The 19,948-nt window shown below is 70.0% G+C and carries 20 protein-coding genes and 1 tRNA gene; 12 read left to right on the forward strand and 9 right to left on the reverse strand.

All coding sequences use genetic code 11. The features are described from left to right. Nucleotides 1-273: 273 nt before the first annotated feature. The 5 genes from ABD481_RS19100 to ABD481_RS19120 all read right to left on the reverse strand — a co-directional run bounded on the left by ABD481_RS19100 (nt 274) and on the right by ABD481_RS19120 (nt 3,368). Complete coding sequence (locus ABD481_RS19100) at nt 274-2,211, reverse strand: AAA family ATPase (protein WP_344667047.1); 1,938 nt, start codon at nt 2,209-2,211, stop codon at nt 274-276. A 14-nt stretch (nt 2,212-2,225) separates the two neighbouring features. After that, nucleotides 2,226-2,516, reverse strand: coding sequence for a hypothetical protein (locus ABD481_RS19105; RefSeq protein WP_344667048.1), 291 nt, complete (start codon nt 2,514-2,516; stop codon nt 2,226-2,228). Then, nucleotides 2,516-2,746, reverse strand: coding sequence for a hypothetical protein (locus tag ABD481_RS19110; RefSeq protein ID WP_344667049.1), 231 nt, complete (start codon nt 2,744-2,746; stop codon nt 2,516-2,518). Before ABD481_RS19110 ends, ABD481_RS19105 begins: the two co-directional genes overlap by 1 nt. Nucleotides 2,747-2,835: 89 nt before the next feature. Beyond that, a complete protein-coding gene (locus ABD481_RS19115) occupies nt 2,836-3,144 on the reverse strand; it encodes a DNA-binding protein (RefSeq protein WP_344667050.1) in 309 nt (102 codons plus the stop codon). Next, complete coding sequence (locus ABD481_RS19120; protein WP_344667051.1) at nt 3,144-3,368, reverse strand: helix-turn-helix transcriptional regulator; 225 nt, start codon at nt 3,366-3,368, stop codon at nt 3,144-3,146. The genes ABD481_RS19115 and ABD481_RS19120 overlap by 1 nt, the downstream gene beginning before the upstream one ends. A 141-nt stretch (nt 3,369-3,509) precedes the next feature. Here ABD481_RS19120 and ABD481_RS19125 point away from each other — a divergent pair, with 141 nt between their 5' ends. Both ABD481_RS19125 and ABD481_RS19130 read left to right on the forward strand, forming a co-directional pair. Further along, nucleotides 3,510-4,355, forward strand: coding sequence for a helix-turn-helix domain-containing protein (locus ABD481_RS19125; protein ID WP_344667052.1), 846 nt, complete (start codon nt 3,510-3,512; stop codon nt 4,353-4,355). Nucleotides 4,356-4,364: 9 nt separating this feature from the next. Further along, nucleotides 4,365-5,891, forward strand: coding sequence for a tyrosine-type recombinase/integrase (locus ABD481_RS19130; protein WP_344667053.1), 1,527 nt, complete (start codon nt 4,365-4,367; stop codon nt 5,889-5,891). A gap of 87 nt (nt 5,892-5,978) precedes the next feature. Here the strand turns inward: ABD481_RS19130 and ABD481_RS19135 are convergent. The 3 genes from ABD481_RS19135 to ABD481_RS19145 form a co-directional block, all read right to left on the reverse strand. After that, nucleotides 5,979-6,055: transfer RNA gene (locus tag ABD481_RS19135), tRNA-Thr, on the reverse strand. Between the two features lie 48 nt (nt 6,056-6,103). Then, nucleotides 6,104-7,711: an alpha/beta hydrolase gene (locus ABD481_RS19140; RefSeq protein WP_344667054.1), complete on the reverse strand. Its 1,608-nt coding sequence runs from the start codon at nt 7,709-7,711 to the stop codon at nt 6,104-6,106. Between the two features lie 171 nt (nt 7,712-7,882). Beyond that, entirely contained in the window at nt 7,883-8,743 is an 861-nt protein-coding gene (locus tag ABD481_RS19145) for a PSP1 domain-containing protein (RefSeq protein WP_344667055.1), read from the reverse strand. Between the two features lie 142 nt (nt 8,744-8,885). Here ABD481_RS19145 and pyrE point away from each other — a divergent pair, with 142 nt between their 5' ends. The 4 genes from pyrE to fbaA all read left to right on the forward strand — a co-directional run bounded on the left by pyrE (nt 8,886) and on the right by fbaA (nt 12,613). Then, on the forward strand, nt 8,886-9,455 hold the full coding sequence (gene pyrE, locus ABD481_RS19150) for an orotate phosphoribosyltransferase (RefSeq protein WP_344667056.1): 570 nt from the start codon (nt 8,886-8,888) through the stop codon (nt 9,453-9,455). Nucleotides 9,456-9,577: 122 nt separating this feature from the next. Next, on the forward strand, nt 9,578-10,639 hold the full coding sequence (locus ABD481_RS19155) for a hypothetical protein (protein WP_344667057.1): 1,062 nt from the start codon (nt 9,578-9,580) through the stop codon (nt 10,637-10,639). 141 nt (nt 10,640-10,780) lie between these two features. Continuing rightward, a complete protein-coding gene (locus ABD481_RS19160) occupies nt 10,781-11,530 on the forward strand; it encodes a DedA family protein (RefSeq protein WP_344667058.1) in 750 nt (249 codons plus the stop codon). Between the two features lie 57 nt (nt 11,531-11,587). Next, nucleotides 11,588-12,613, forward strand: a complete 1,026-nt coding sequence (fbaA, locus tag ABD481_RS19165) for a class II fructose-bisphosphate aldolase (RefSeq protein ID WP_344667059.1) — start codon at nt 11,588-11,590, stop codon at nt 12,611-12,613. A gap of 140 nt (nt 12,614-12,753) precedes the next feature. Here fbaA and ABD481_RS19170 read toward each other — a convergent pair whose 3' ends face one another. Continuing rightward, a complete protein-coding gene (locus ABD481_RS19170) occupies nt 12,754-14,001 on the reverse strand; it encodes an FUSC family protein (protein ID WP_344667060.1) in 1,248 nt (415 codons plus the stop codon). A 282-nt stretch (nt 14,002-14,283) separates the two neighbouring features. On the opposite strand from ABD481_RS19170, the gene ABD481_RS19175 reads away from it, so the two are divergent. Genes ABD481_RS19175 through ABD481_RS19200 form a run of 6 tightly spaced genes read left to right on the forward strand, consistent with a single transcriptional unit; the run spans nt 14,284 to nt 19,888 of the window. Then, the gene (locus ABD481_RS19175; protein ID WP_344667061.1) at nt 14,284-15,171 is read left to right on the forward strand and encodes a Rossmann-like and DUF2520 domain-containing protein; all 888 of its coding nucleotides are present in this window, start codon (nt 14,284-14,286) and stop codon (nt 15,169-15,171) included. Further along, a complete protein-coding gene (panC, locus tag ABD481_RS19180; RefSeq protein ID WP_344667062.1) occupies nt 15,168-16,046 on the forward strand; it encodes a pantoate--beta-alanine ligase in 879 nt (292 codons plus the stop codon). The genes ABD481_RS19175 and panC overlap by 4 nt, the downstream gene beginning before the upstream one ends. After that, nucleotides 16,046-16,465 carry an aspartate 1-decarboxylase gene (gene panD, locus ABD481_RS19185; RefSeq protein ID WP_344667063.1) on the forward strand — a complete coding sequence of 140 codons (420 nt, stop codon included), beginning with the start codon at nt 16,046-16,048 and terminating at the stop codon, nt 16,463-16,465. Before panC ends, panD begins: the two co-directional genes overlap by 1 nt. A gap of 48 nt (nt 16,466-16,513) precedes the next feature. Next, nucleotides 16,514-18,187, forward strand: coding sequence for an L-aspartate oxidase (locus ABD481_RS19190; RefSeq protein WP_344667064.1), 1,674 nt, complete (start codon nt 16,514-16,516; stop codon nt 18,185-18,187). Continuing rightward, complete coding sequence (nadC, locus tag ABD481_RS19195) at nt 18,085-19,095, forward strand: carboxylating nicotinate-nucleotide diphosphorylase (RefSeq protein ID WP_425559222.1); 1,011 nt, start codon at nt 18,085-18,087, stop codon at nt 19,093-19,095. The genes ABD481_RS19190 and nadC overlap by 103 nt, the downstream gene beginning before the upstream one ends. Before the next feature lie 4 nt (nt 19,096-19,099). Then, a complete protein-coding gene (locus ABD481_RS19200; RefSeq protein WP_344667066.1) occupies nt 19,100-19,888 on the forward strand; it encodes a type III pantothenate kinase in 789 nt (262 codons plus the stop codon). Nucleotides 19,889-19,948: the final 60 nt, after the last annotated feature.

Raw genomic sequence — 19,948 nt, forward strand, 5'->3', positions numbered from 1 at the left:
ACTCATCGGCCTCGGGGCGGCCGGCGAGCGCCGCGGGCGTGTGCGGCGGGCAGCGGTAGCCGCAGTGGTAGAGGCGGACACCGACGGCCGCCCCGCACGGGCAGCGGTGGGCGGGTGGCAGCAGTGCGAGAACTTCGTCTTCCCGGCTACGCAGGGCTTGGGCGATCTGGGCGGCGCGCCGAGGTCCGCGCATCCGCAGGCGTCCGTCGTCACCGCGGCTGATCGTGACGCCGGCGGCGCGGGCCTGGTCGATGAGTTCGGCGACTGGAGGCATCACAGGTCCCCGATCTCGTCGGGGTCGTCACCGAGGTTGGGGCCAAGGTCGGGCACCAACTTGAGCGGGGCACCACCAACCGTGTTATTTGCGTTTCGTTGTTTCGTTGTGGAGGTCTTCGCACCCGCAGACGTAACAGTTGAAACACTTGAAACACGGTTTGAGGTAGGGGTGGTGGCGATCGGACCATAGACGCCACGCTTGTACTTCGCGATCTTGTCGGCCTTCTCTAGCCGGTTGAGGTACACCCGAGCCTGGTCCTGGTCGATGCCGACGCCTTCAGCAACGTCAGCAGCTCCGATGCCGTCGCCGTGGTCGCGGACGAAGGCAAGGATCTCGGCGGTGCGGTCGGAGATGGTGCCGCTCTCGCGCCGTGCGACGGCATTCTTTGCCGCTGCGGCCAGGTCGGTTCCGTCGAGAGTCCAGACGGCGTCGACCATCGTCAGCGCGTACTCGGATTCCTCGACGTCTCGTCCGGTGACCATCAGGAGCCCGTCAGTCGACTGCCGGGCGCGTGCCAGAACGACGATGGTGTCCGCCGCCCCGGCAAGTCCGTTCGTGCCGGAGACGGAGTCGACGAAGTCCTCGCTGCCGGCCTTGCGGTCGTGGTGGGGAACGACAATGGCTAGCCCCGGGTGGTCGTCCGCAATGCGCTTGAGGTCCCCGCCGATGCGGTAGTCGCGTTGGTAGGCCGACTCTCCTTGCATCGCGGGCGGCAGCACTTTGCCCAGAGTGTCGACGACGACGAAGGACGTGTCCGGGTACAGCCGAAGGAACGCTTCGATGGTGGCGATTGCTGTGCCGGGCAAGATCCGCGTCATGTAGTGGAACAGCGGCGGGATCTCCACACCGCCCCCGAGAACGGTCCGGCATCGGTCCTGCATGCGGCGGTCGCCGTCCTCTAGCGCGAGATACAGCACCCGTCGCGCATCGCCAGTGCTGATGGTGCCCAAGGCGTAGCCCCCAGGAGATGAGACCGCCAGAAGCACACCGAGGATCAGCCACGACTTCCCCGCCTTCGGCGGTCCGACCAGCAACGAGAAGCCCTCAGGGATCAACCCTTCAACGGCGTACTTCAGCGGCGGGAAGTTCTGCTGGTCCAACCACGCGCCGTCACGGGCCCCCTCGAGGAGGCGCTTGTCGAACTCGCGCTGCGCCGCGGTCTCCTCGTCCTCGGCGGGCATCGGCGACTTGACCGGCACCAGGGACGTCAGGTCATGCCCGGCCGTGAGCATGTCCGTGACGTCCTTGAACCCGTCGCACGGCCTGAACGTGCGGAAGGTGGCGCCTGCGGCCGTGAGGGTCTGCGCAAGCAGCGGGAGACGTCGGCTTCCGGTGTCGTCGTTGTCGAGGACGATGCTGATCCGCGCACCCTTGAGCGCATCGGCATGGCACTGTTTCCAGGCGAGTTCGGCACCGAAGTTCGTAGTCGCCACCAGCCCGCCGCGGTTAAGACTGTCCGCGTCGTGTTCGCCTGCGGTCACCCAGATCTCGACGTTGTCGGCGAGCGCCTTGTCGACAGCATCCCAGTTGTAGAGGGCGGACTTCAGCTCGTCGTTCGACTTCAGGACCCAGCCGTCGCCGGTTGGGGTGAGCGGCAAGAAGTCCTTCTTGCCGCCGTCCCGATCCCTGGTCCGCGAGTTGACGCCGATCACGCGTCCACGACGCTCGTAGGTGTGCTCGCGCGCGGCACCGCGGGACTTGGCGTGCGGCTTGTCGTACAGGTCCGCCCAGGTGAGGCCGTAGGCTGCGATCACTTCCTCGTCGGGGCAGTGCTTGAAGCAGCGCATGCGGACCTTGCCGGCGGCCTGGTCGTACTGAACGCTGACGATGTCGTCGGAGTCGCCGTCGTGGCACAGGCCCTGGCAACGGATGTTGCCGCCGACGTTCTTGGACCGCGCGCCTTTAGCGTCAATCGCGCTGCGCACGCGGTCCATGGCGGGACTGTTGGTCACCGGGAGTCTCCCGCCTCGACGCGCCGACACTGTTCCTGAAAGGTGGCGAGCAGGCACGCGTACTGCCTGACGTACCGCGCGTCCGGCCCGGAGACCTCGACGTCGCAACTGAGGGTCAAGCTGGCGATCCTCGACACGGTGTCGTCGAAGTAGGCGTCGCGGTCGACGACGATCCGGACCAGGGTGCGGCTGTCGACAGATCCCAGTGCCGCGAAGACGCGGCGACGGCGTGCGGCGGTGTCCGCGTCGTGCTTGGTGAGGTCGAGCGTGACCGCGGTGCGGATCATCACGCACCGCCGGCGACGACAAACACCAGCCCGTTGCGGCACGCAGTGACCCTGATCCCGAACTCGGTGACCCGGTGCTGCGATCCGCACGCGCAGCAGGCGTAGAAGATGAACCTCTGCTGCGTGCCGACGCCGGTCTTGACCAGGATGAGGCGCCCGCGAACGCGCGGCGCCTCAGCGATCCGCCGAGTCCGCGACTTCGGCACGGCATTCGTGCCCTGAGCAGCCATTCTGTGCTACTTTCTAAGCGTTGAGGTAGTTGACGGTGACGTCTTGAGCGGTCGGTCTTGTCGGGGCCGGCCGCTTTGTCGTGCCGGGGCTAGGCCGCACGCGCACCTGGAGGGCCGGTGTTCGCATCGGCCAGGCGCGCCCCGTTCTGCGCGGGCACCTCAACGGCTGCTGACGTGGGCTCAAGGCCGAGCGCCCGGAGCACGTCGGCTGTTGGGGTCACATACCGACGGCCGATCTTCAGGACTCGGAAGGGCAGCACGTCCGGGGTCCTAAGCAGCGCATACGCCTGAGAGCGCCGATAGCCGGTGACGATCTCCACAGCCAAAACGCCATCGAGCCGGACGCCGAGTGCGCGGATCTTTGCCTCAGTCCAGACGTCCGGAGACTTCGCAGACATTAGGCCGCCTCAACCCGGTGCTCTTGAATCCACCGGTCCACGTCAGCGGCGATGTACAAGACCCGACCACTCCGGCCGGGCGAGACCTTGACATAGGCGGGTCCGACACCGCCGGAACGCCAGTTCGCCAGGGTCTTCTCCGTCCTGCGGAGCTTCTTGCCGGTCTCCTTGGCGGTCAACAGGTCTGGGGTCTCCCCGCGACCATAGACCATCTGCTTCGACATGGTGATCTCCATGTTTGAGACGTCGACACTCGATTTCGATGCGTCTGCGATCAGGCTAGACCGGGAAGGCGTGGGAATCAAATGGGAGTGCCAGGGTTCTATTTCGATGCGCCGATGTGGCAACCTGTGGGAGTGACCACCGTGACCGAGAAGAAGAATCCGCTTGGCCCGATCGGAGAGCGGGTCCAGTGGAATGTGGAGCGGCTCAGGACCGCTCGGAAGCTCACCAAGGCCGACTTGTCGGCGAGGACCAAGGAAGCTGGCCGGCTGATTCCGCCGCTAGGCATCTCACGGATTGAGGCGGGCACGCGGCGTGTGGATGCAGATGACCTCGTTGTCTTGGCGCTCGCACTGAACGTCTCACCGTCGGCCCTATTGCTACCGCCCTCTGCAGGCCCCGAACAGATCAACCTGACGCCGACCTACCAGGTGTCATCCGATACGGCATGGCTGTGGGCAGTAGGACGGCGAACGGCTATGGATTGGGAACCCGGAGAGGGCGTACCTCTAGCTGGTTCGGGCGCCGACCCGGCTATCGACGCCGAGGCCTACGAGCGTGAAAAGGAGTTTGGGCGCCGGCAGGTAGCCTACGAATCGCTCTCGGGGCCCGAAGGGCTTCGGCGAGGAAGTAGCCATCCTGCCGTCAGGCTTGCCCGAAATCTTGCCGACGTCATCGTTGATCTTGTGGCCCCGTCTGCAGAGGAACTGCAGTCGTCCCCGAACGTTCAAGCCACCCGCAGCCGCATGGCGCGCCGACGCTATGCCCAGCTCGGAATCGAACTCGACGAGATCGAGGACGCCCTCACCGAGTATGAAGCTCGGGACGTGGAGGTCTTCCGGGAGCCCGGTCGCTCTGGGCAGCGGTATAAGTGGGCCCGCAAAGACGGCACCGGCCCCGAGTACCCGATTGAGATTGGGACCGAAGCTGGGACCCATCATGGCGAGGAACCCCCGGAACCGGGCTCGCCTACGTCCGAGAAGGACTAGGTGGGAGGGATGCAAGGATCCACGTCCCGCCGCTGTGGATGCCGTGACCCGCAGACGGGCAAGCAACTCGGCCAGGGCTGCCCGAAGCTCACGCAGCGCCGGCACGGCAAATGGGGATGGCGACAGGAGATTCCGGCAGACGAGGGTGGGAAGCGTCGCACCCTGCGCCGGACGGGCTTCGATAGTGCGACCGCTGCACAAGCCGAACTCGACAAGGTCCGCGAGCTGCTGAAGATCGCCGATGCTGACGACGCAGATGGTCAGCAACAGATCGCCGAGATGCTGGTCAAGGCCATAGCCGAGGGGCAGCCGCTGCCGGATTCCGACGAGGTGAAGCGGAAGTTCAGGACCGGCTTGTCGTTGACGCAGGAGATGACCGTCGGCGAGTGGCTGGACCAGTGGCTTGCCGGTCTGCGGATCCGGAAGTCAGGGATCGCACGGTACGAAGTCGACGTTCGTTGCCACCTGAAGCCGCACCTTGGACACCACAAGCTGAGCCGACTGCGGATTTCCCACATCAGCGCCATGTTCGCCAAGATCGATGAGGCGAATGAGGAGACCCTCGCAGCGAACGCGGTGCGGCGCCAGGTCGACGAGCGCCGCCGCGAGGCATGGGCGAGGAAGGCCGGCCGCGTCGAGCAGCTGGCCGTCGTCGCCGAGATGCGGTCGCTGCCGCCGTTCAAGCGGCCCACCGGCTTGGCGACTCAGCACCGGATCAAGGCCACACTTCGGACAGCCCTGAACGACGCAATTGCAGAACAGCCGATCATTTTCAATCCGGCCGCGCACGTCGACCTCGACCCGGCCAAGCCCCCGAAGCCGTTGGTGTGGACGCCGGAACGGGTCCAGCAGTGGCAAGAGAGCGGCGAGAAGCCGTCGCCGGTGATGGTTTGGACTCCGGAGCTGACGGGCGAGTTCCTGGACTCCATCAGCGGCCACCGGCTTTACGCGCTGTTCCACTTGATCGCGCTCCGTGGGCTGCGCCGCGGTGAGGTGTGCGGTCTGAGGCTTGTTGATGTCCACCTAGATGGCCGGTACATCACCGTGGCCAAACAGTTGGTTCAAGACGGCTGGGAGGTCGAGGAGAGCGCCCCGAAGACCGACAGCAGCAGCGCCGACGTGGCACTGGATGTGGCGACCGCGGAGGCGATGCGGGTCTACCTGGCGCGACGCGGCACCGAGAAGCGAGAGTGGGGCGAGGCGTGGCTGGAGTCGGGGAGGTTCTTCACCCGCGAGGGCGGCGAGTGGCTTCACCCCGGCCTGCTGAGCGAGGAGTTCGAGCGGCTCGTGCAGCGCAGTGGGTTGCCGCCGGTACGACTTCACGATCTTCGCCACGGCGCCGCGACGATCGCCCTGGCGGCCGGCACCGACATGAAGGTGATCCAGACGATGCTGCGGCACAGCCAACTGTCGGTGACGGCCGACACGTACACCAGCGTCCTGCCGCAGGTGTCGTTCGACGCCGCCGAGGCTGCCGCGGGGCTCGTTCCGAGGGGTCGCCGAAATACGTCCGGGCTCACCTCGGGCACACAATGATCTTCCCGGGTCCAAAAGCATTCAGCCGTTGACCGTGCCAGGACATGCAAAAAGCCGGGTCAGAATCTGTCTGACCCGGCTCCTTTATGGAGCCTCCTGTCGGAATCGAACCGACGACCTACGCATTACGAGTGCGTCGCTCTGGCCGACTGAGCTAAGGAGGCCCGGCCCGGCGGGGTGCACCGCGGGCCGAGGCACGAGTGTACCTGACGCTAGGGGCCGACGTCACAAGTGAGGCCGGGGGTGGGGACGGTGCCTTGGAGGAGGTAGGCGTCTACGGCGTTGTCGATGCAGTCGGAGCCGCGGGTGTAGGCGGTGTGGCCGCTGCCGTTGAAGGTGAGGAGGTGGCCGTTTTGGAGTTGGGTGGCCAGGCCTTGGGCCCAGGGGTAGGGGGTGGCGGGGTCGTCTTTGGTTCCTACTACGAGGATGGGGGCGCTGCCGGGGGCGGTGATGGGGGTGGGGGTGCTTTGGGGTTTGGTGGGCCAGGTGGCGCAGGCGAGGTCGGCCCAGGCGAGCATTTCGCCGAGGAGGGGGGCTTGGGATTTGTAGTCGGGGACTTCTTTGGCCTGGATCTGTTGGGCGGACTGGGCGTCGGGGTCGGGGCGGTCCAGGCAGTTGATCGCGATGTTGGCGTCGGTCTGGTTGTCGTAGGTGCCGTTGGTGCGGTCGTTGTAGAGGTCCGCCCATTGGAGGAGGCGGCTGCCGTCGCCGGCCATGGCGGAGCTGAGGGCGTCGCGGAGGTCGCCCCAGTATTGGGGGACGTACATGACCTGGAGGACCGCGGTCAGGCCCAGGGCGTAGTTCACTGTGCGGTCGCCGTCGCGGGTGGGGGCCGGGTGGTCCTGGAGGGACTGGAGGTAGGCCATCAGCTTGCCGACCGCGGTGTTGGCGTCGGTGCCCAGGGGGCAGTCGGACTTGGTGGCGCAGTCGGCGGCGAATTCGCGGATGAGTTTCTCGAAGCCCTGGGCCTGGGCGATGTTCATCTGCTTGGCGGTCAGGGTCGGGTCGATCGCGCCGTCGAGGACCAGGCGGCCGGTGTGGGTGGGGAAGATTCCCGCGTAGACGGCGCCGAGGTAGGTGCCGTAGGACTTGCCCAGGTAGTGCAGCTTGGCGTCGCCCAGGACGGCGCGGATGACGTCCATGTCGCGCGCGGCGTTGGGGGTGCCGACGTAGGGCAGGATGCGCGCCGACTTGTCCTGGCACGCCGCGCCGATCGCCTTGGCCTCCTTCACGACCTCCGCGATCTGCTCCGCGGTGCGCGGCATGGGGTCGGCGGCGACAAAGGCGTCCATCGCCTTGGGGTTGTCGGAGAGGCAGCGCACGGGGTCGGACTGGCCGACACCGCGGGGGTCGAAGCCGACGATGTCGTAGTGCGCGGCTACGTCCTTGGTCACGACCGACGGGTCCTGCGCGTACTCGATGCCCGCGCCGCCCGGCCCGCCGGGGTTCAGCAGCAGGGAGCCCAGGCGCTGGCTCGAGGCGCCGGTGGCGGCCCGCCGCGTGGCCATCACATAGGTCGACCCCTTGGACGGGTCGGCGTAGTCCAGCGGCACCACGATCTTGGCGCACGTCCACCCCGGCCCGCTGCTGTCGGTCACACAGGACGCCCAGGCCGGCCGCTGCTCGTAGTACGGCCGCAGGCTCTGCGGGACCGCGTCGGTGGCGGCGCCCGCCGGGGCCGCGGTGCCCGTGGAGCTGCCGCGCCCGGCCGGCGCCGGAGGCTTCTGCGCCGCGTGCGAGCTCCCGCCGCACCCGGTGGTCAGGAGGATGCCGGCGGCGGTCACCGCTAGGGCCCGCCGTGCTGTCGGACTCGGATTCACGGGTCGGTCTCCTCCTACGGCGCCCCGCAACCAAGGAGCGCTATGTGCGATTCGGATTGTTTGTGACTAGCTATCCACAAGCGTCCGATTCCACACCGCACCGCAGCCGGTAGAGGGACCTTAAGGAGGAACCTTCAGAGCCTAAAGAGGGAGTCGTTCCGTTTAAGAGAGCTACTCCGCGTCCCAACGCATAGAGCCATCCTTGCGAGAGGACTCATACTCCTGCCGCGAACCGCACACCGAAGCCAGCGAGCACGAACACGTCCGCCCGGTCTCGTCCAGCCGCACCTTCACCGTCTCCGACGGCACGTTCAGCCCGACGACCCGCCCCGGCCCCTCCGGCGTCATCACCTTCTCGCCGCGCGCGGGCGCGTTCGCCTTGGTGTCGACATACAGAGGGTGTTCGTACTTAAGGCAGCACATCAGACGTCCGCAGGCCCCGGAGATCTTCAGCGGGTTCACCGGCAGGTCCTGGTCCTTGGCCATACGCACCGACACTGGCTCGAAGTCCTTAAGGAACGTCGAGCAGCACGTGTCCCGGCCGCACGGCCCGATCCCGCCCTGGATCCGCGCCTCGTCGCGCGCGCCCAGCTGCCGCAGCTCGATCCGCGCGTCCAGCTCGCGCGCCAGCGTCCGCACCAGTTCGCGGAAGTCCACATACTGCGGCGCGGAGAAGTACACAGTGATCTGCTTCTCCGTCTCCACGAAGTCCACCCCGACGACCTTCATCGGCAGACCTTGTTCGCGGATCTGGCGCTTAGCGACCACTCGCGCGCGGGCTCTCCGTTCCCGGCTGCGTTCGTCGCGCGCGAGGTCCTCCGGGCTGGCGAAGCCGACCAGTTCCTCCAGCCCGCCGATCCCCGCATCTTCATACGTGTCCACCCACTGCGGCGCCCAGATGCACTCGGCCACCTCGGGTCCGGCGGACGTCGGGACCAGCACCTTGTCGCCGACCCGCGGCGTGATGGGCCCGGGTGCGTAGTAATACAGACGCCCATAGCGGGTGAAGCTGACGGCACACATCATGGCCATGGACGGCTCCCAAAACAGGCATCAGGACACGGTACGGACACCGCACTCACCCCGCCGAGCCTAGGCGCACTCCACCGCCTGAGGCGAGAGGCGGGCGGGAGGCAGTCCCGGCGGCGGTGCCGCGACGGCTACCCTTAGGTGCATGTCCAACACGCCGATCGTCGCTCAGCCGAGCCCCGCCCGCGAAGCCCTCCTGAAGGAGATCCAGGCCAAGGCCGTGGTGCACGGCGAGGTCACCCTCTCCTCCGGGCTGAAGGCCGACTGGTACCTGGACCTGCGCCGGATCACGCTGGACGGGGTCGCGGCGCCGCTGGTCGGCACCGCGATGCTGGAGCTGACCGCGGAGCTGGACTTCGAGGCCGTCGGCGGGCTGACCATGGGTGCCGACCCGGTGGCCGGCGCGATGCTGCACGCCGCGGCGGCCCAGGGCCGGACGCTGGACGCGTTCGTGGTCCGCAAGGAAGCCAAGGCGCACGGTATGCAGCGCCGGATCGAGGGCCCGGAGGTGGCCGGCCGCCGGGTGCTGGCCGTCGAGGACACCTCGACCACCGGCGGTTCGCCGCTGGAGGCGGTGCGGGCGCTGCGCGCGGCCGGGGCCGAGGTGGTGGCGGTGGCCACCATCGTGGACCGGGCGACCGGCGCCGCCGAGGCGATCGCCGCCGAGGGGCTGCCGTATTACACCGTCTTCACCCGTGACGACCTGGGCGTTTAGTGTGTCGGCGGGGGGCCGGCGGCGCGCGGCGCGGCGATCGCGGATCCAAGGCAACCGGCGCGGCGTCTCATGCGTCTACCTGCCGGAATCTTTGCGGGTGTCAACACTTTGGGGTGCGGGCTGTGGAACAGCGGGATGAGCTAGAGATCGAGACGAGGCTGCGGGCGGCCCTGAGCGCGCGCAGCGAACTCGTCACGCATTCCACGCTGCGGCCCGGGATCCCACCGAACGAGCACACGGCCGGTCTGCGGACCAAGCCGGCCGGGCTGTGGTCGTCGTGGCGGCGCTTCCTGGTGCCCGCCACCGTCGCCGCCGCGCTGGTCGGCGGCGTTTTCGTGGGGGCGCAGCTGCCCGACAAGGGCGGCAAGGGCGAGGTCAACGCGGGCGCCGGCGGGACCGCCACACCGGGTGGTGCGGCGGCCGGCAGCAGCAGCCCGGCCCTCGGGTCGGCGGGCACCGTGCCCTCCGCCTCCACCGGCGCCGTACCGGGCGCGCAGCCGTCGTCGTCGGGCACGCAGAACGCGCCGGCGCCCGCCGTCACCGAGGCCTCGGTGGGAACCGTGCGCTTCTCGCTGGCCGACGGCTGGCAGGTCGCGGCGATCGACGCCACCTCGGCGTGCGTCACCGCGAAGACCGGCGGCGCCCAGCCCGGGGCCACCAGCGCCGGGAACACCGGCACCAGCCCCGGGAACACCGGCACCAGCCCCGGGAACACCGGCACCGGCACCGCGCACGCCGCCGCCCTGCCCTGCGGCCTCGACGCCCTCTACGTCAAGACCGACGCCCCGGCCGACGCCTGGCCGCGCAGCACCGCGACCAAGGCCACCGGCTGGTGGCCGAAGGCCGTGGACGCCCCGGCCCAGATCGTCTGCCCGGCCGCGAAGCTGGACGCCTCGAACCACGTCGCCGACTCGGTGAGCCTGCGCTCCTCCGCCAAGTACCCGCTGTCCCCGGGGACTCCGGCCGGCGCCGCGGGCGCCGCCGGGGCGCAGACCGCCGAGTACCACGAGTGGGCCGTGACCTGTGACCAGGGCTCCGGCGTCCGGCCGATGCTCTGGGAGCTGCTGCCGGCCGACGGCGCGGCGGGCGGCGCGAAGGTGGCGGTGGTCACCGTGGTCTCGTCCGACCCTGCCTTCGACGCCGCACTGCTGGGTATGGTGGGCACGCTGCACCTGGCGGGCTGACCGCAGCCGTTCCGGCCCGCCGCCGGCCCCACCCGGGCCGGTCCGAGCCCGTCGCCGTCCCGGTCCCTGGCCCGGGTCGCCGGGCCGGGCCCGCCCCGCCATCTACCACACGCTGTAGTAATGACAAGGTAGCCTCTGCCCGTGACCTCCTCCATGGCCGCCCACTTCCTGGCCTTCAATCCGATCTCCGCGACGGACTGGATCAACGCGCTCGGCAACTTCGCCGTGCTCGGCGTCTGCGCGATCATCTTCGCCGAGACCGGCCTCATGGTCGGTTTCTTCCTGCCCGGCGACTCGCTGCTGTTCATCGCCGGCCTGCTCACCCTGTCCGGCAAGTCCTCGGCCGGGGTGACCAACACCCACCACCTGTCGCTGCCGCTGCTGATGATCGCGGTGCCGATCTGCGCGATCGCCGGCGCCCAGCTGGGCCACCTGCTCGGCGCCCGGTTCGGGCGGCCGCTGTTCGACAAGCCGGACAGCCGGCTGTTCAAGCGTGAGCACGTGGACAAGGCCGAAGAGGTGTTCACCAAGTACGGCCCGACCAAGGCCGTGGTGCTGGCCCGCTTCATCCCGATCGTGCGCACCTTCATGAACCCGGTCGCCGGCGTGCTGGAGATGCCCGCGAAGAAGTTCTTCGTCGCCAACGTGATCGGCGGCCTGCTCTGGGCCGAGGTCGTGCTGCTGCTGGGTCGGCTGGCCAGCAACGCGATCAGCGCCGACAAGGTCGACAAGTACATCATCCCGATCACGCTGGTCATCGTGCTGCTCTCGGTGCTGCCGATCCTGTTCGAGTGGCGCAAGGCGCGCAAGGCCGGGGCCGCGGTGCAGGACGCCGTCGGCGGCGACGACCGCGATTCGGTCACTTCGGGCGGACGGCACCGTAGCCGCTAAACTGCGCCCGAGCAGCGCCAATCAGAGTGCGACCGACCCATCCAAGGAGACAGAGCGATGGCTATCGCGACCCCTGAGGTCTACCGCGAGATGCTGGACCGGGCCAAGGCCGGCCGGTTCGCCTACCCCGCGATCAACGTGACCTCCTCCCAGACGCTGAACGCCGCGCTGCGCGGCTTCGCCGAGGCCGAGAGCGACGGCATCATCCAGGTCTCGACCGGTGGCGCCGAGTACCTGTCGGGCTCGCTGAAGAACATGGTCGACGGCTCCGTGGCGCTGGCCGAGTTCGCCCACGTGGTGGCCGCCAAGTACGACATCACGGTGGCCCTGCACACCGACCACTGTCCCAAGGACAAGCTCGACGGCTTCATGCGTCCGCTGATCGACGTCTCCGCCGAGCGGGTGAAGGCCGGCCAGAACCCGCTGTTCCAGTCCCACATGTGGGACGGCTCGGCGGTGCCGCTGGACGAGAACCTCCAGATCGCGCAGGAACTGCTCGCCAAGTGCGCCGCGGCGAACATCATCATGGAGCTGGAGATCGGCGTCGTCGGCGGCGAGGAGGACGGCGTCGCCAACGAGATCAACGACAAGCTCTACACCACCGCCGAGGACGTGCTGAAGACGGTGGACGCCATCGGCCTCGGCGACCAGGGCCGCTACCTGCTCGCCGCGACCTTCGGCAACGTGCACGGCGTGTACAAGCCGGGCAACGTCAAGCTGCGCCCCAGCATCCTGAAGGACATCCAGGACGCGGTCGCCGCCAAGCACCCGGGCCACGGCGACAAGCCCTTCGACCTGGTCTTCCACGGCGGCTCCGGCTCCACCCTGGAGGAGATCCGCGAGGCGCTGGACTACGGCGTGGTGAAGATGAACATCGACACCGACACGCAGTACGCGTTCACCCGGCCGATCGTGGACCACATGTTCAAGAACTACGACGGCGTCCTGAAGGTCGACGGCGAGGTCGGCAACAAGAAGACCTACGACCCGCGTACCTACGGCAAGGCGGCGGAGACGGCCATGGCGGCGCGCGTCGTCGAGGCCTGCACGGACCTGCGGTCGGTGGGGACGAAGCTGAAGTAGTGCGGTAGCGCACAGATGTGACGACTGTACAGATGTGACGACTGTGGGGCGCTCTCCTTATAAAGGGAGGCGCCCCACATCCGTGTCCGCGGCCGGCCACCTCAGCAGCCCGACTGCCCGACAGCTCAGCAGCCCAGCAGCTACGTCGAAGAACTCGCCACCGACGCAGGCGCTATCGGCGGAATCGCCAGCGTGTGCGGCCCGGCCACCGGGTCCAGTTCGTAGAGCATCCGGCGGACGCCGTCGAGCAGGGCGCCGTGCACGGACCAGCGCTCGACCGCGTGGGCCCCTATCGGGAGCATGTCCTCTATCGCCGAGAGCTGATGGTCGTCGGCGGCGGTGATGATGACCTTGAGTTCCTCCAGGACCTGGCGGCTGTCCCGGTCCGGGATCTGGAGGCGGCCGAAGCGGTTCAGGGCGCGGCCGGCGTCGAGCAGGAGTATGCCCAGGGCCTCCGGGACGTCGGTGGCCGCGGGCAGGCCGCGGTTGCCGTTGGCCAGGTCGTAGAGGCCGCGCAGCAGGCCGTTGAGCTGGGCGGCGACGTGGCTGAGGCAGATCGCGGCCTGGTCGACGCGGTTCACCTCGGCCTCCAGCGCGGAGCGGCGGGGGTGGTAGCGGACCGCCTCCTCGGCCTGGTCGGCGACCTCCTCGGTGTCCTGGGAGTCGCCGAACAGCGAGCGGGAGCGGTCCAGCCAGCGGCGGGCGTCGGCGGCGTCCCAGGTGCTGCCCAGCGCCTTGGCCACCTCGCGGCACAGCTCGGCGAGGTCGTCGGCGAGGTCGGCGAGATCCTTGGCGGCGGCGCTGCTGTACGTCGGCGGGGCCACCGCGGCGTTGGCGATGATGCCCACGCCGGCGCCGAGCAGGGTGTCCCACACCCGCTCCAGGCCGTAGCCCCGGCCCAGGCTGTAGACCAGCAGCGAGGTGGTGGCGACCTGGTTGACCTGGGTGCCCAGGCGCAGCGTGCGGCCGATGATCAGCGCGATGATCACCAGTGCGGAAAGCGTGTACCAGGTCAGCTCGATGTAGGCGCCCAGGGCCAGGGCCGCGATGACGCCGAGCACCACCGCGGCGACCTGCTGCAGCCCGCGCCGGAAGGTCTGGTAGATCGTCACCTGCATGGTGATCAGCACGGCCACCGGCGCCAGCACCGCGTGCACCTGCGGGTCCCCGTGGTAGATCAGGTACTTGGCCAGCTCCCAGGCCACGGCGCAGGCCAGCGCGGTCTTCAGGGTCTGCCGGAAGGCGTCGCGCTCGCGGCGGAACCAGTGCCGCACACCGTGCAGGCGCAGCGCGCGCACCGAGCGTTCGAAGCCGGCGCGCAGGGTGGTGTGGCCGCGGCCCAGCAGCTCCCGAGTGAACTCTCCGACTGAGTCCGTGGCCCGTGGCATGGAGAGATCATGACAGAACAAGCGCTGGTCCCGGGAGAACGGCGCCAGCGGCTCCGTGGACGGCCGCCCCGACCAGGCCTGAGGTCCGGGCGCTCCCGACCGGTCGACAATGGCTGGCGGCTCCGTAGCGGGTGGTGGTGGGAGAGGGGCCCATCGATACAGCGCCGCGAAGCGGCTCCTTAACGGGTGGTGGTGGGAGACGGGTGGGCAAGATACCCTGATCCCGCCATTATTTTGATACGACCGGTACCCCGTGCGGACTGGATCGTGGAGAGAGAGCCCATGGATTCCGCAGAGTCCCGCCTGGCGGTCGGCGTGGTCGGTACCGGCCGCGTCGGCACAGCCCTCGGGGCCGCCCTCCAGCGCGCCGGCCACCGCGTGGTCGCCGCCTCCGGGGTGTCCGAGGCGTCCCGCCGCCGTGCCGAGAAGCTGCTGCCCGACGTCCCGCTGCTCCCGCCGCAGGACGTGCTGGCCGCCGCCGACCTGGCGCTGCTCACCGTTCCCGACGACGCGCTGCCCGGCCTGGTCGAGGGCCTGGTCGCGACCGGCTCGATCAAGCCCGGGACGCTGCTCGCCCACACCTCGGGCCGCTACGGCTTCGCCGTCCTGGACCCGGCCACCCGCTCCGGCGCGCTGCCGCTGGCCCTGCATCCCGCGATGACCTTCACCGGCACCGAGGTGGACGTCGCACGCCTGGCCGGCTGCTCGTTCGGCGTCACCGCCCCGGACCCGCTGCGGCCCATCGCCGAGGCGCTGGTGGTGGAGATGGGCGGGGAGCCGGAGTGGATCGAGGAGGCGGCGCGGCCGCTCTACCACGCCGCCCTGGCCTACGGGTCGAACTACCTGATCACGCTGGTGGCCCAGGCCGAGGACCTGCTCGGGGCGGCCGGTGTGCGCGAGCCCGGCCGGATGCTCGGCCCGCTGCTCGGCGCCGCCCTGGACAACGCGCTGCGCTCCGGCGACCTGGCCCTGACCGGCCCGGTGGCCCGCGGCGACGCCGGGACGGTGGCCGCGCACCTGGCCGTGCTGCGGACCCAGGACCCCCAGGCCGCCCGCGGCTACCAGGCCCTGGGCCGCCTCACCGCGGACCGTGCGCTGGCCTCCGGACTGCTGTCCGCGGAGAAGGCCGAATCCCTGCTCGGAGTGCTGAACAAGGAGGCCGACGCATGACCGCGCTCGTTTCCACCCGGGCCGAGCTCCAGCCCTTCCTGGACGGCTTCGCCAACGGCCGCCGCGGCGTCGTCATGACCATGGGCGCCCTGCACGAGGGCCACCTGGAGCTGCTCAAGCAGGCCCGCCACGACTGCGACCTGGTGGTCGCCACCATCTTCGTGAACCCGCTCCAGTTCGGCCCCAACGAGGACTTCGACCGCTACCCGCGCACCCTCGACGACGATCTGAAGCTGTGCGCCGAGGCCGGTGTCGACGTGGCCTTCGCGCCCTCCGTCGACGAGGTCTACCCCGGCGGCCGGCCGATCGTGCAGGTCACGCCGGGCCCGATGGGGGAGGTGCTGGAGGGCGCGTTCCGCCCCGGGTTCTTCACCGGCGTGCTCACCGTGGTCGCCAAGCTCCTCAACCTGACCCGCCCGGACGCCGCCTTCTTCGGGCAGAAGGACGCCCAGCAGCTGGCCCTGGTCCGCCGCATGGCGCTGGACCTGAACCTGCCGGTGGAGATCGTCGGCGTCCCGACCGTCCGCGACGCCGACGGCCTGGCCAAGTCCAGCCGCAACCGCTACCTCGGCCCCGAGGAGCGCACCGTCGCGCTGAGCCTGTCGCGCGCGCTGTTCGCCGGGCGGGACGCGGCCGGCCAGGGCGCCGAGGCCGTCCGGACCGCCGCCGGGGCCGTGCTCGACGCCGCCGCGGCCGCGGACGGCCTCACCGTCGACTACCTGGCGCTAGTGGACCCCGAGGACTTTTCCGAGGCCGCTCCAGCGTTCACCGGAGATGCTGTGCTCGCCGTGGCGGCCCGCGTCGGCGGCACCCGCCTGATCGACAACCTCCCCCTCACTGTGCCGGCCGCCCCTCACAACCCCGGAGTCCGCTGATGTACCGCACGATGCTGAAGTCCAAGGTCCACCGGGCCACCGTCACCCAGGCCGACCTGCACTACGTCGGCTCGGTCACGATCGACGAGGACCTGATGGACGCCGCCGACCTGCTGGCCGGCGAACAGGTCGCGATCGTCGACATCGACAACGGCGCCCGCCTGGAGACCTACGTCATACCCGGGGCCCGCGGCACCGGCGTGATCGGCATCAACGGGGCCGCCGCGCGCCTGGTCCACCCCGGGGACCTGGTCATCCTGATCTCCTACATGCAGGTGGACGACGCCGAGGCGCGTACGCTTCAGCCGAAGGTGGTGCACGTCGACACCGAGAACCGGATCGTCGCCCTGGGCGCCGACCCGGCCGAGGCCGTCCCGGGGTCGCGGACCCTGGTCCGGGGCGACGTCACCGCCCGCTGACGGGCGGGCGGCGGGAGAAGCAGAAGAGAAGAGACGGGTGGGCAGAAGATGGTCCAGCGGCTGAGGGCACCCCGGCCGGGGTGGCGGGCGTACGCGGACACGGTCGTCGTGGGATCCGGCGTGGCCGGCATCACGGCGGCGCTCGCGGCCCGCCAGGCGGGCAGCGTCCTGCTGGTGACGAAGGCCCGGCTGAAGGACGGCTCGACGCGCTGGGCGCAGGGCGGCATCGCCGCGGCGCTCGGCGTCGGCGACAGCCCCGAGGCGCACATGCGGGACACCCTGGTGGCCGGCGCCGGGGTCTGCGACGAGGACGCGGTCCGGATCCTGGTCACCGAGGGCCCGGCGGCGGTGCGCCGGCTGATCGCCCTGGGCGCGGAGTTCGACAAGACCGCCGACGGCTCGATCGCGCTCGGCCGCGAGGGCGGCCACCTGGCCGACCGGATCGCGCACGCCGGCGGCGACGCCACCGGCAAGGAGATCTCCCGGGCCCTGATCGCCGCCCTGGAGCACACCATCGGCGAGGTCGAGGTCATCGACCACGCGCTGGTGCTGGACCTGCTCAAGGACGCCGACGGCGGCGCGGCCGGCGTCACCGTGCACGTCATGGGCGAGGGCGCGCGCGACGGCGTCGGGGCGGTGCACGCCAAGGCCGTGGTGCTGGCCACCGGCGGCATGGGCCAGGTCTTCGACGCCACCACCAACCCCTCGGTGGCCACCGGCGACGGGGTGGCGATGGCGCTGCGGGCCGGCGCCGAGGTCGCCGACCTGGAGTTCGTGCAGTTCCACCCGACCGTGATGTGGCTCGGCGGCGCGGCCCGGGGCCAGCAGCCGCTGATCTCCGAGGCGGTCCGCGGCGAGGGCGCGCATCTGGTCGACGGGTCCGGGGTCCGCTTCATGGTCGGCCGGCACCCGCTGGCCGAGCTGGCCCCGCGCGACGTCGTGGCCAAGGGCATCATGCGGCGGATGGCCGAGACCGGCGAGCCGCACATGTGGCTGGACGCCCGCACCGGCGTCGCGGAGTTCTCCGAGGAGTTCTGGCAGCACCGCTTCCCGACCATCCTCGAATCCTGCCTCAAGCACGGTATCGACCCGGCCCGGGACCTGATCCCGGTCGCGCCCGCCGAGCACTACGCCTCCGGCGGCGTCCGCACCGACATCTGGGGCCGCACTTCCATACCCCGGCTCTACGCCTGCGGCGAGGCGGCCTGCACCGGCGTGCACGGCGCCAACCGGCTGGCCTCCAACTCGCTGCTGGAGGGCCTGGTCTTCGCCGAGCGGATCGGCGCCGACCTGGCCAAGGGGCTGCCCTGGACCGAGACCCCGGTCCCGGTCGAGGCCCCCGAGGGTGTCCAGGACGTGCTGCTGGAGCCGTCGGTGATGGCCGAGGTGCAGCACACCATGACCGCCGGCGCCGGCGTGCTGCGCAGCGCGGAGTCGCTGGACCGCACCGCCGACGAGCTGGAGCGGCTGGCCGCGCGCACCGCGGACGAGCCGCACCTGGAGGCCTGGGAGGCCACCAACCTGCACCTGCTGGCCAGCGCCCTGGTGAAGGGTGCCGCCTTGAGGAACGAGACACGCGGCTCGCATTGGCGCGAGGATTTCCCGGACAGCGCCGACCGCTGGCTGGTGCGGCTGGCGCACCGCCTCGATCCGGTGACCGGGCGGCTGGTCACCGAGAAGCAGCCGCTGCGCAGCGCGGAGATGGATGGAGTGAAGCCCTGATGAGCTCGTTGTCCCCGGACACCGCGAAGGCCCTGGCCGACGCCGGCCTGGACCCGGAGTACGTGGTCTCGGTCATCATGATGGCGCTGGACGAGGACCTGGCCGACGGTCCGGACGCCACCACCGAGGCCACCGTCCCGGCGGCCGCCACCGCCACCGCCGACTTCACGGCCCGCGCCGCCGGCGTGGCCGCGGGCGTCCCGGTTGCTGCCGCCGTCTTCGACCTCATCTCGCAGGGCACGGCCAAGGTCACCCGGATCGCCAAGGACGGCGATCGCGTCGAGGCCGGATCGGTGCTGCTCACTGTCACCGGTGGCACCCGCGACCTGCTCACCGGCGAGCGCACCGCGCTGAACCTGCTGTGCCACCTGTCGGGGGTGGCCAGCCAGACCCGGCTGTGGGTGGACGCCGTCGAGGGCACCGGCGCCAAGATCCGCGACACCCGCAAGACCACCCCGGGCCTGCGCGCCCTGGAGAAGTACGCGGTGCGCTGCGGCGGCGGCGTGAACCACCGGATGTCGCTGTCCGACGCCGGCCTGGTCAAGGACAACCACGTGGTGGCCGCCGGCGGCGTCGTCGAGGCCTTCGAGGCGCTCCGCAAGGCCCACCCCGAGCTGCCGGTCGAGGTCGAGATCGACTCCCTGGACCAGCTGCCCGGCGTGCTGGCGGCCGGCGCCGAGCTGATCCTGCTGGACAACTTCACCCCGGAGCGGATGCGCGCCGCGGTGCAGATCACCGGCCGCAACGAGCTCTACGGCCGGACCCGGCTGGAGGCCTCCGGCGGCCTGACCCTGGACCAGGCGCGCGCCGTGGCCGAGACCGGGGTGGACTACCTCGCGGTCGGCGCGCTGACCCACTCGGCGCCGATCCTGGACATCGGCTCGGACTTCCGCGAAGAAGGGAAGTAGCCCCGTGCTCCTGACCATAGACGTCGGCAACACCCAGACCGTCTACGGCCTGTTCGACGGCGAGGAGATCGTCGAGCACTGGCGCGTGGCCACCGATCCGCGGCGGACCTCCGACGAGCTCGCGGTGATGACCCAGGGCCTGCTGAACCAGCACACCACGGCCGGCAAGCCCGGCGGCGTGACCGGCCTGTCGATCTGCTCCACCGTGCCCTCGGTGCTGCACGAGATGCGGGACATGAGCCGCCGGCACTACGGCGACCTGCCGACGGTGCTGGTCGAGCCCGGTGTGAAGACCGGCGTGCCGATCCTGGTCGACAACCCCAAGGAGGTCGGCGCGGACCGGATCATGAACGCGCTGGCCGCGCACTACCTGTACGAGGGCCCGGTGATCGTGGTCGACTTCGGCACCGCGACCTCCTTCGACGCGGTCTCGGCCAAGGGCGAGTTCCTGGGCGGCGCGATCGCGCCCGGCATCGAGATATCGGTCGAGGCGCTGGGCATGCGCGGCGCGCAGCTGCGCAAGATCGAGCTGACCAAGCCGCGCAGCATCATCGGGAAGAACACCGTCGAGTGCATGCAGTCCGGGATCCTGTACGGCTTCGCCGGGCAGGTGGACGGCGTGGTGCACCGGATGGCCGAGGAGATGGCCGACGACCCGGACGACGTCACCGTGGTGGCCACCGGCGGGCTGGCCGCGCTGGTGCTGGACGAGTCGGACGTGGTGGACGTGCACGAGCCCTGGCTGACCCTGGTCGGGCTGCGGCTGGTCTACGAGCGCAACACCGGGAACTGATCCGGGAACATCCGGGGACCTGGACCAGAAGCTGATCCGGGAACTGAACCAGAAGCTGAT

It is taken from the genome of Catenulispora yoronensis, from assembly GCF_039531695.1.
GTDB classification, from domain to species: Bacteria; Actinomycetota; Actinomycetes; order Streptomycetales; family Catenulisporaceae; genus Catenulispora; species Catenulispora yoronensis.

Bases quoted from the DNA above. Each gene is read 5' to 3' on its own strand.
- ABD481_RS19100 (WP_344667047.1), bottom strand. From the start codon at position 2,211: ATGGACCGCGTGCGCAGCGCGATTGACGCTAAAGGCGCGCGGTCCAAG.
- ABD481_RS19105 (WP_344667048.1), bottom strand. From the start codon at position 2,516: ATGATCCGCACCGCGGTCACGCTCGACCTCACCAAGCACGACGCGGAC.
- ABD481_RS19110 (WP_344667049.1), bottom strand. From the start codon at position 2,746: ATGGCTGCTCAGGGCACGAATGCCGTGCCGAAGTCGCGGACTCGGCGG.
- ABD481_RS19115 (WP_344667050.1), bottom strand. From the start codon at position 3,144: ATGTCTGCGAAGTCTCCGGACGTCTGGACTGAGGCAAAGATCCGCGCA.
- ABD481_RS19120 (WP_344667051.1), bottom strand. From the start codon at position 3,368: ATGTCGAAGCAGATGGTCTATGGTCGCGGGGAGACCCCAGACCTGTTG.
- ABD481_RS19130 (WP_344667053.1), top strand. From the start codon at position 4,365: ATGCAAGGATCCACGTCCCGCCGCTGTGGATGCCGTGACCCGCAGACG.
- ABD481_RS19145 (WP_344667055.1), bottom strand. From the start codon at position 8,743: ATGGCCATGATGTGTGCCGTCAGCTTCACCCGCTATGGGCGTCTGTAT.
- pyrE (WP_344667056.1), top strand. From the start codon at position 8,886: ATGTCCAACACGCCGATCGTCGCTCAGCCGAGCCCCGCCCGCGAAGCC.
- fbaA (WP_344667059.1), top strand. From the start codon at position 11,588: ATGGCTATCGCGACCCCTGAGGTCTACCGCGAGATGCTGGACCGGGCC.
- ABD481_RS19170 (WP_344667060.1), bottom strand. From the start codon at position 14,001: ATGCCACGGGCCACGGACTCAGTCGGAGAGTTCACTCGGGAGCTGCTG.
- ABD481_RS19175 (WP_344667061.1), top strand. From the start codon at position 14,284: ATGGATTCCGCAGAGTCCCGCCTGGCGGTCGGCGTGGTCGGTACCGGC.
- panC (WP_344667062.1), top strand. From the start codon at position 15,168: ATGACCGCGCTCGTTTCCACCCGGGCCGAGCTCCAGCCCTTCCTGGAC.
- panD (WP_344667063.1), top strand. From the start codon at position 16,046: ATGTACCGCACGATGCTGAAGTCCAAGGTCCACCGGGCCACCGTCACC.
- ABD481_RS19190 (WP_344667064.1), top strand. From the start codon at position 16,514: ATGGTCCAGCGGCTGAGGGCACCCCGGCCGGGGTGGCGGGCGTACGCG.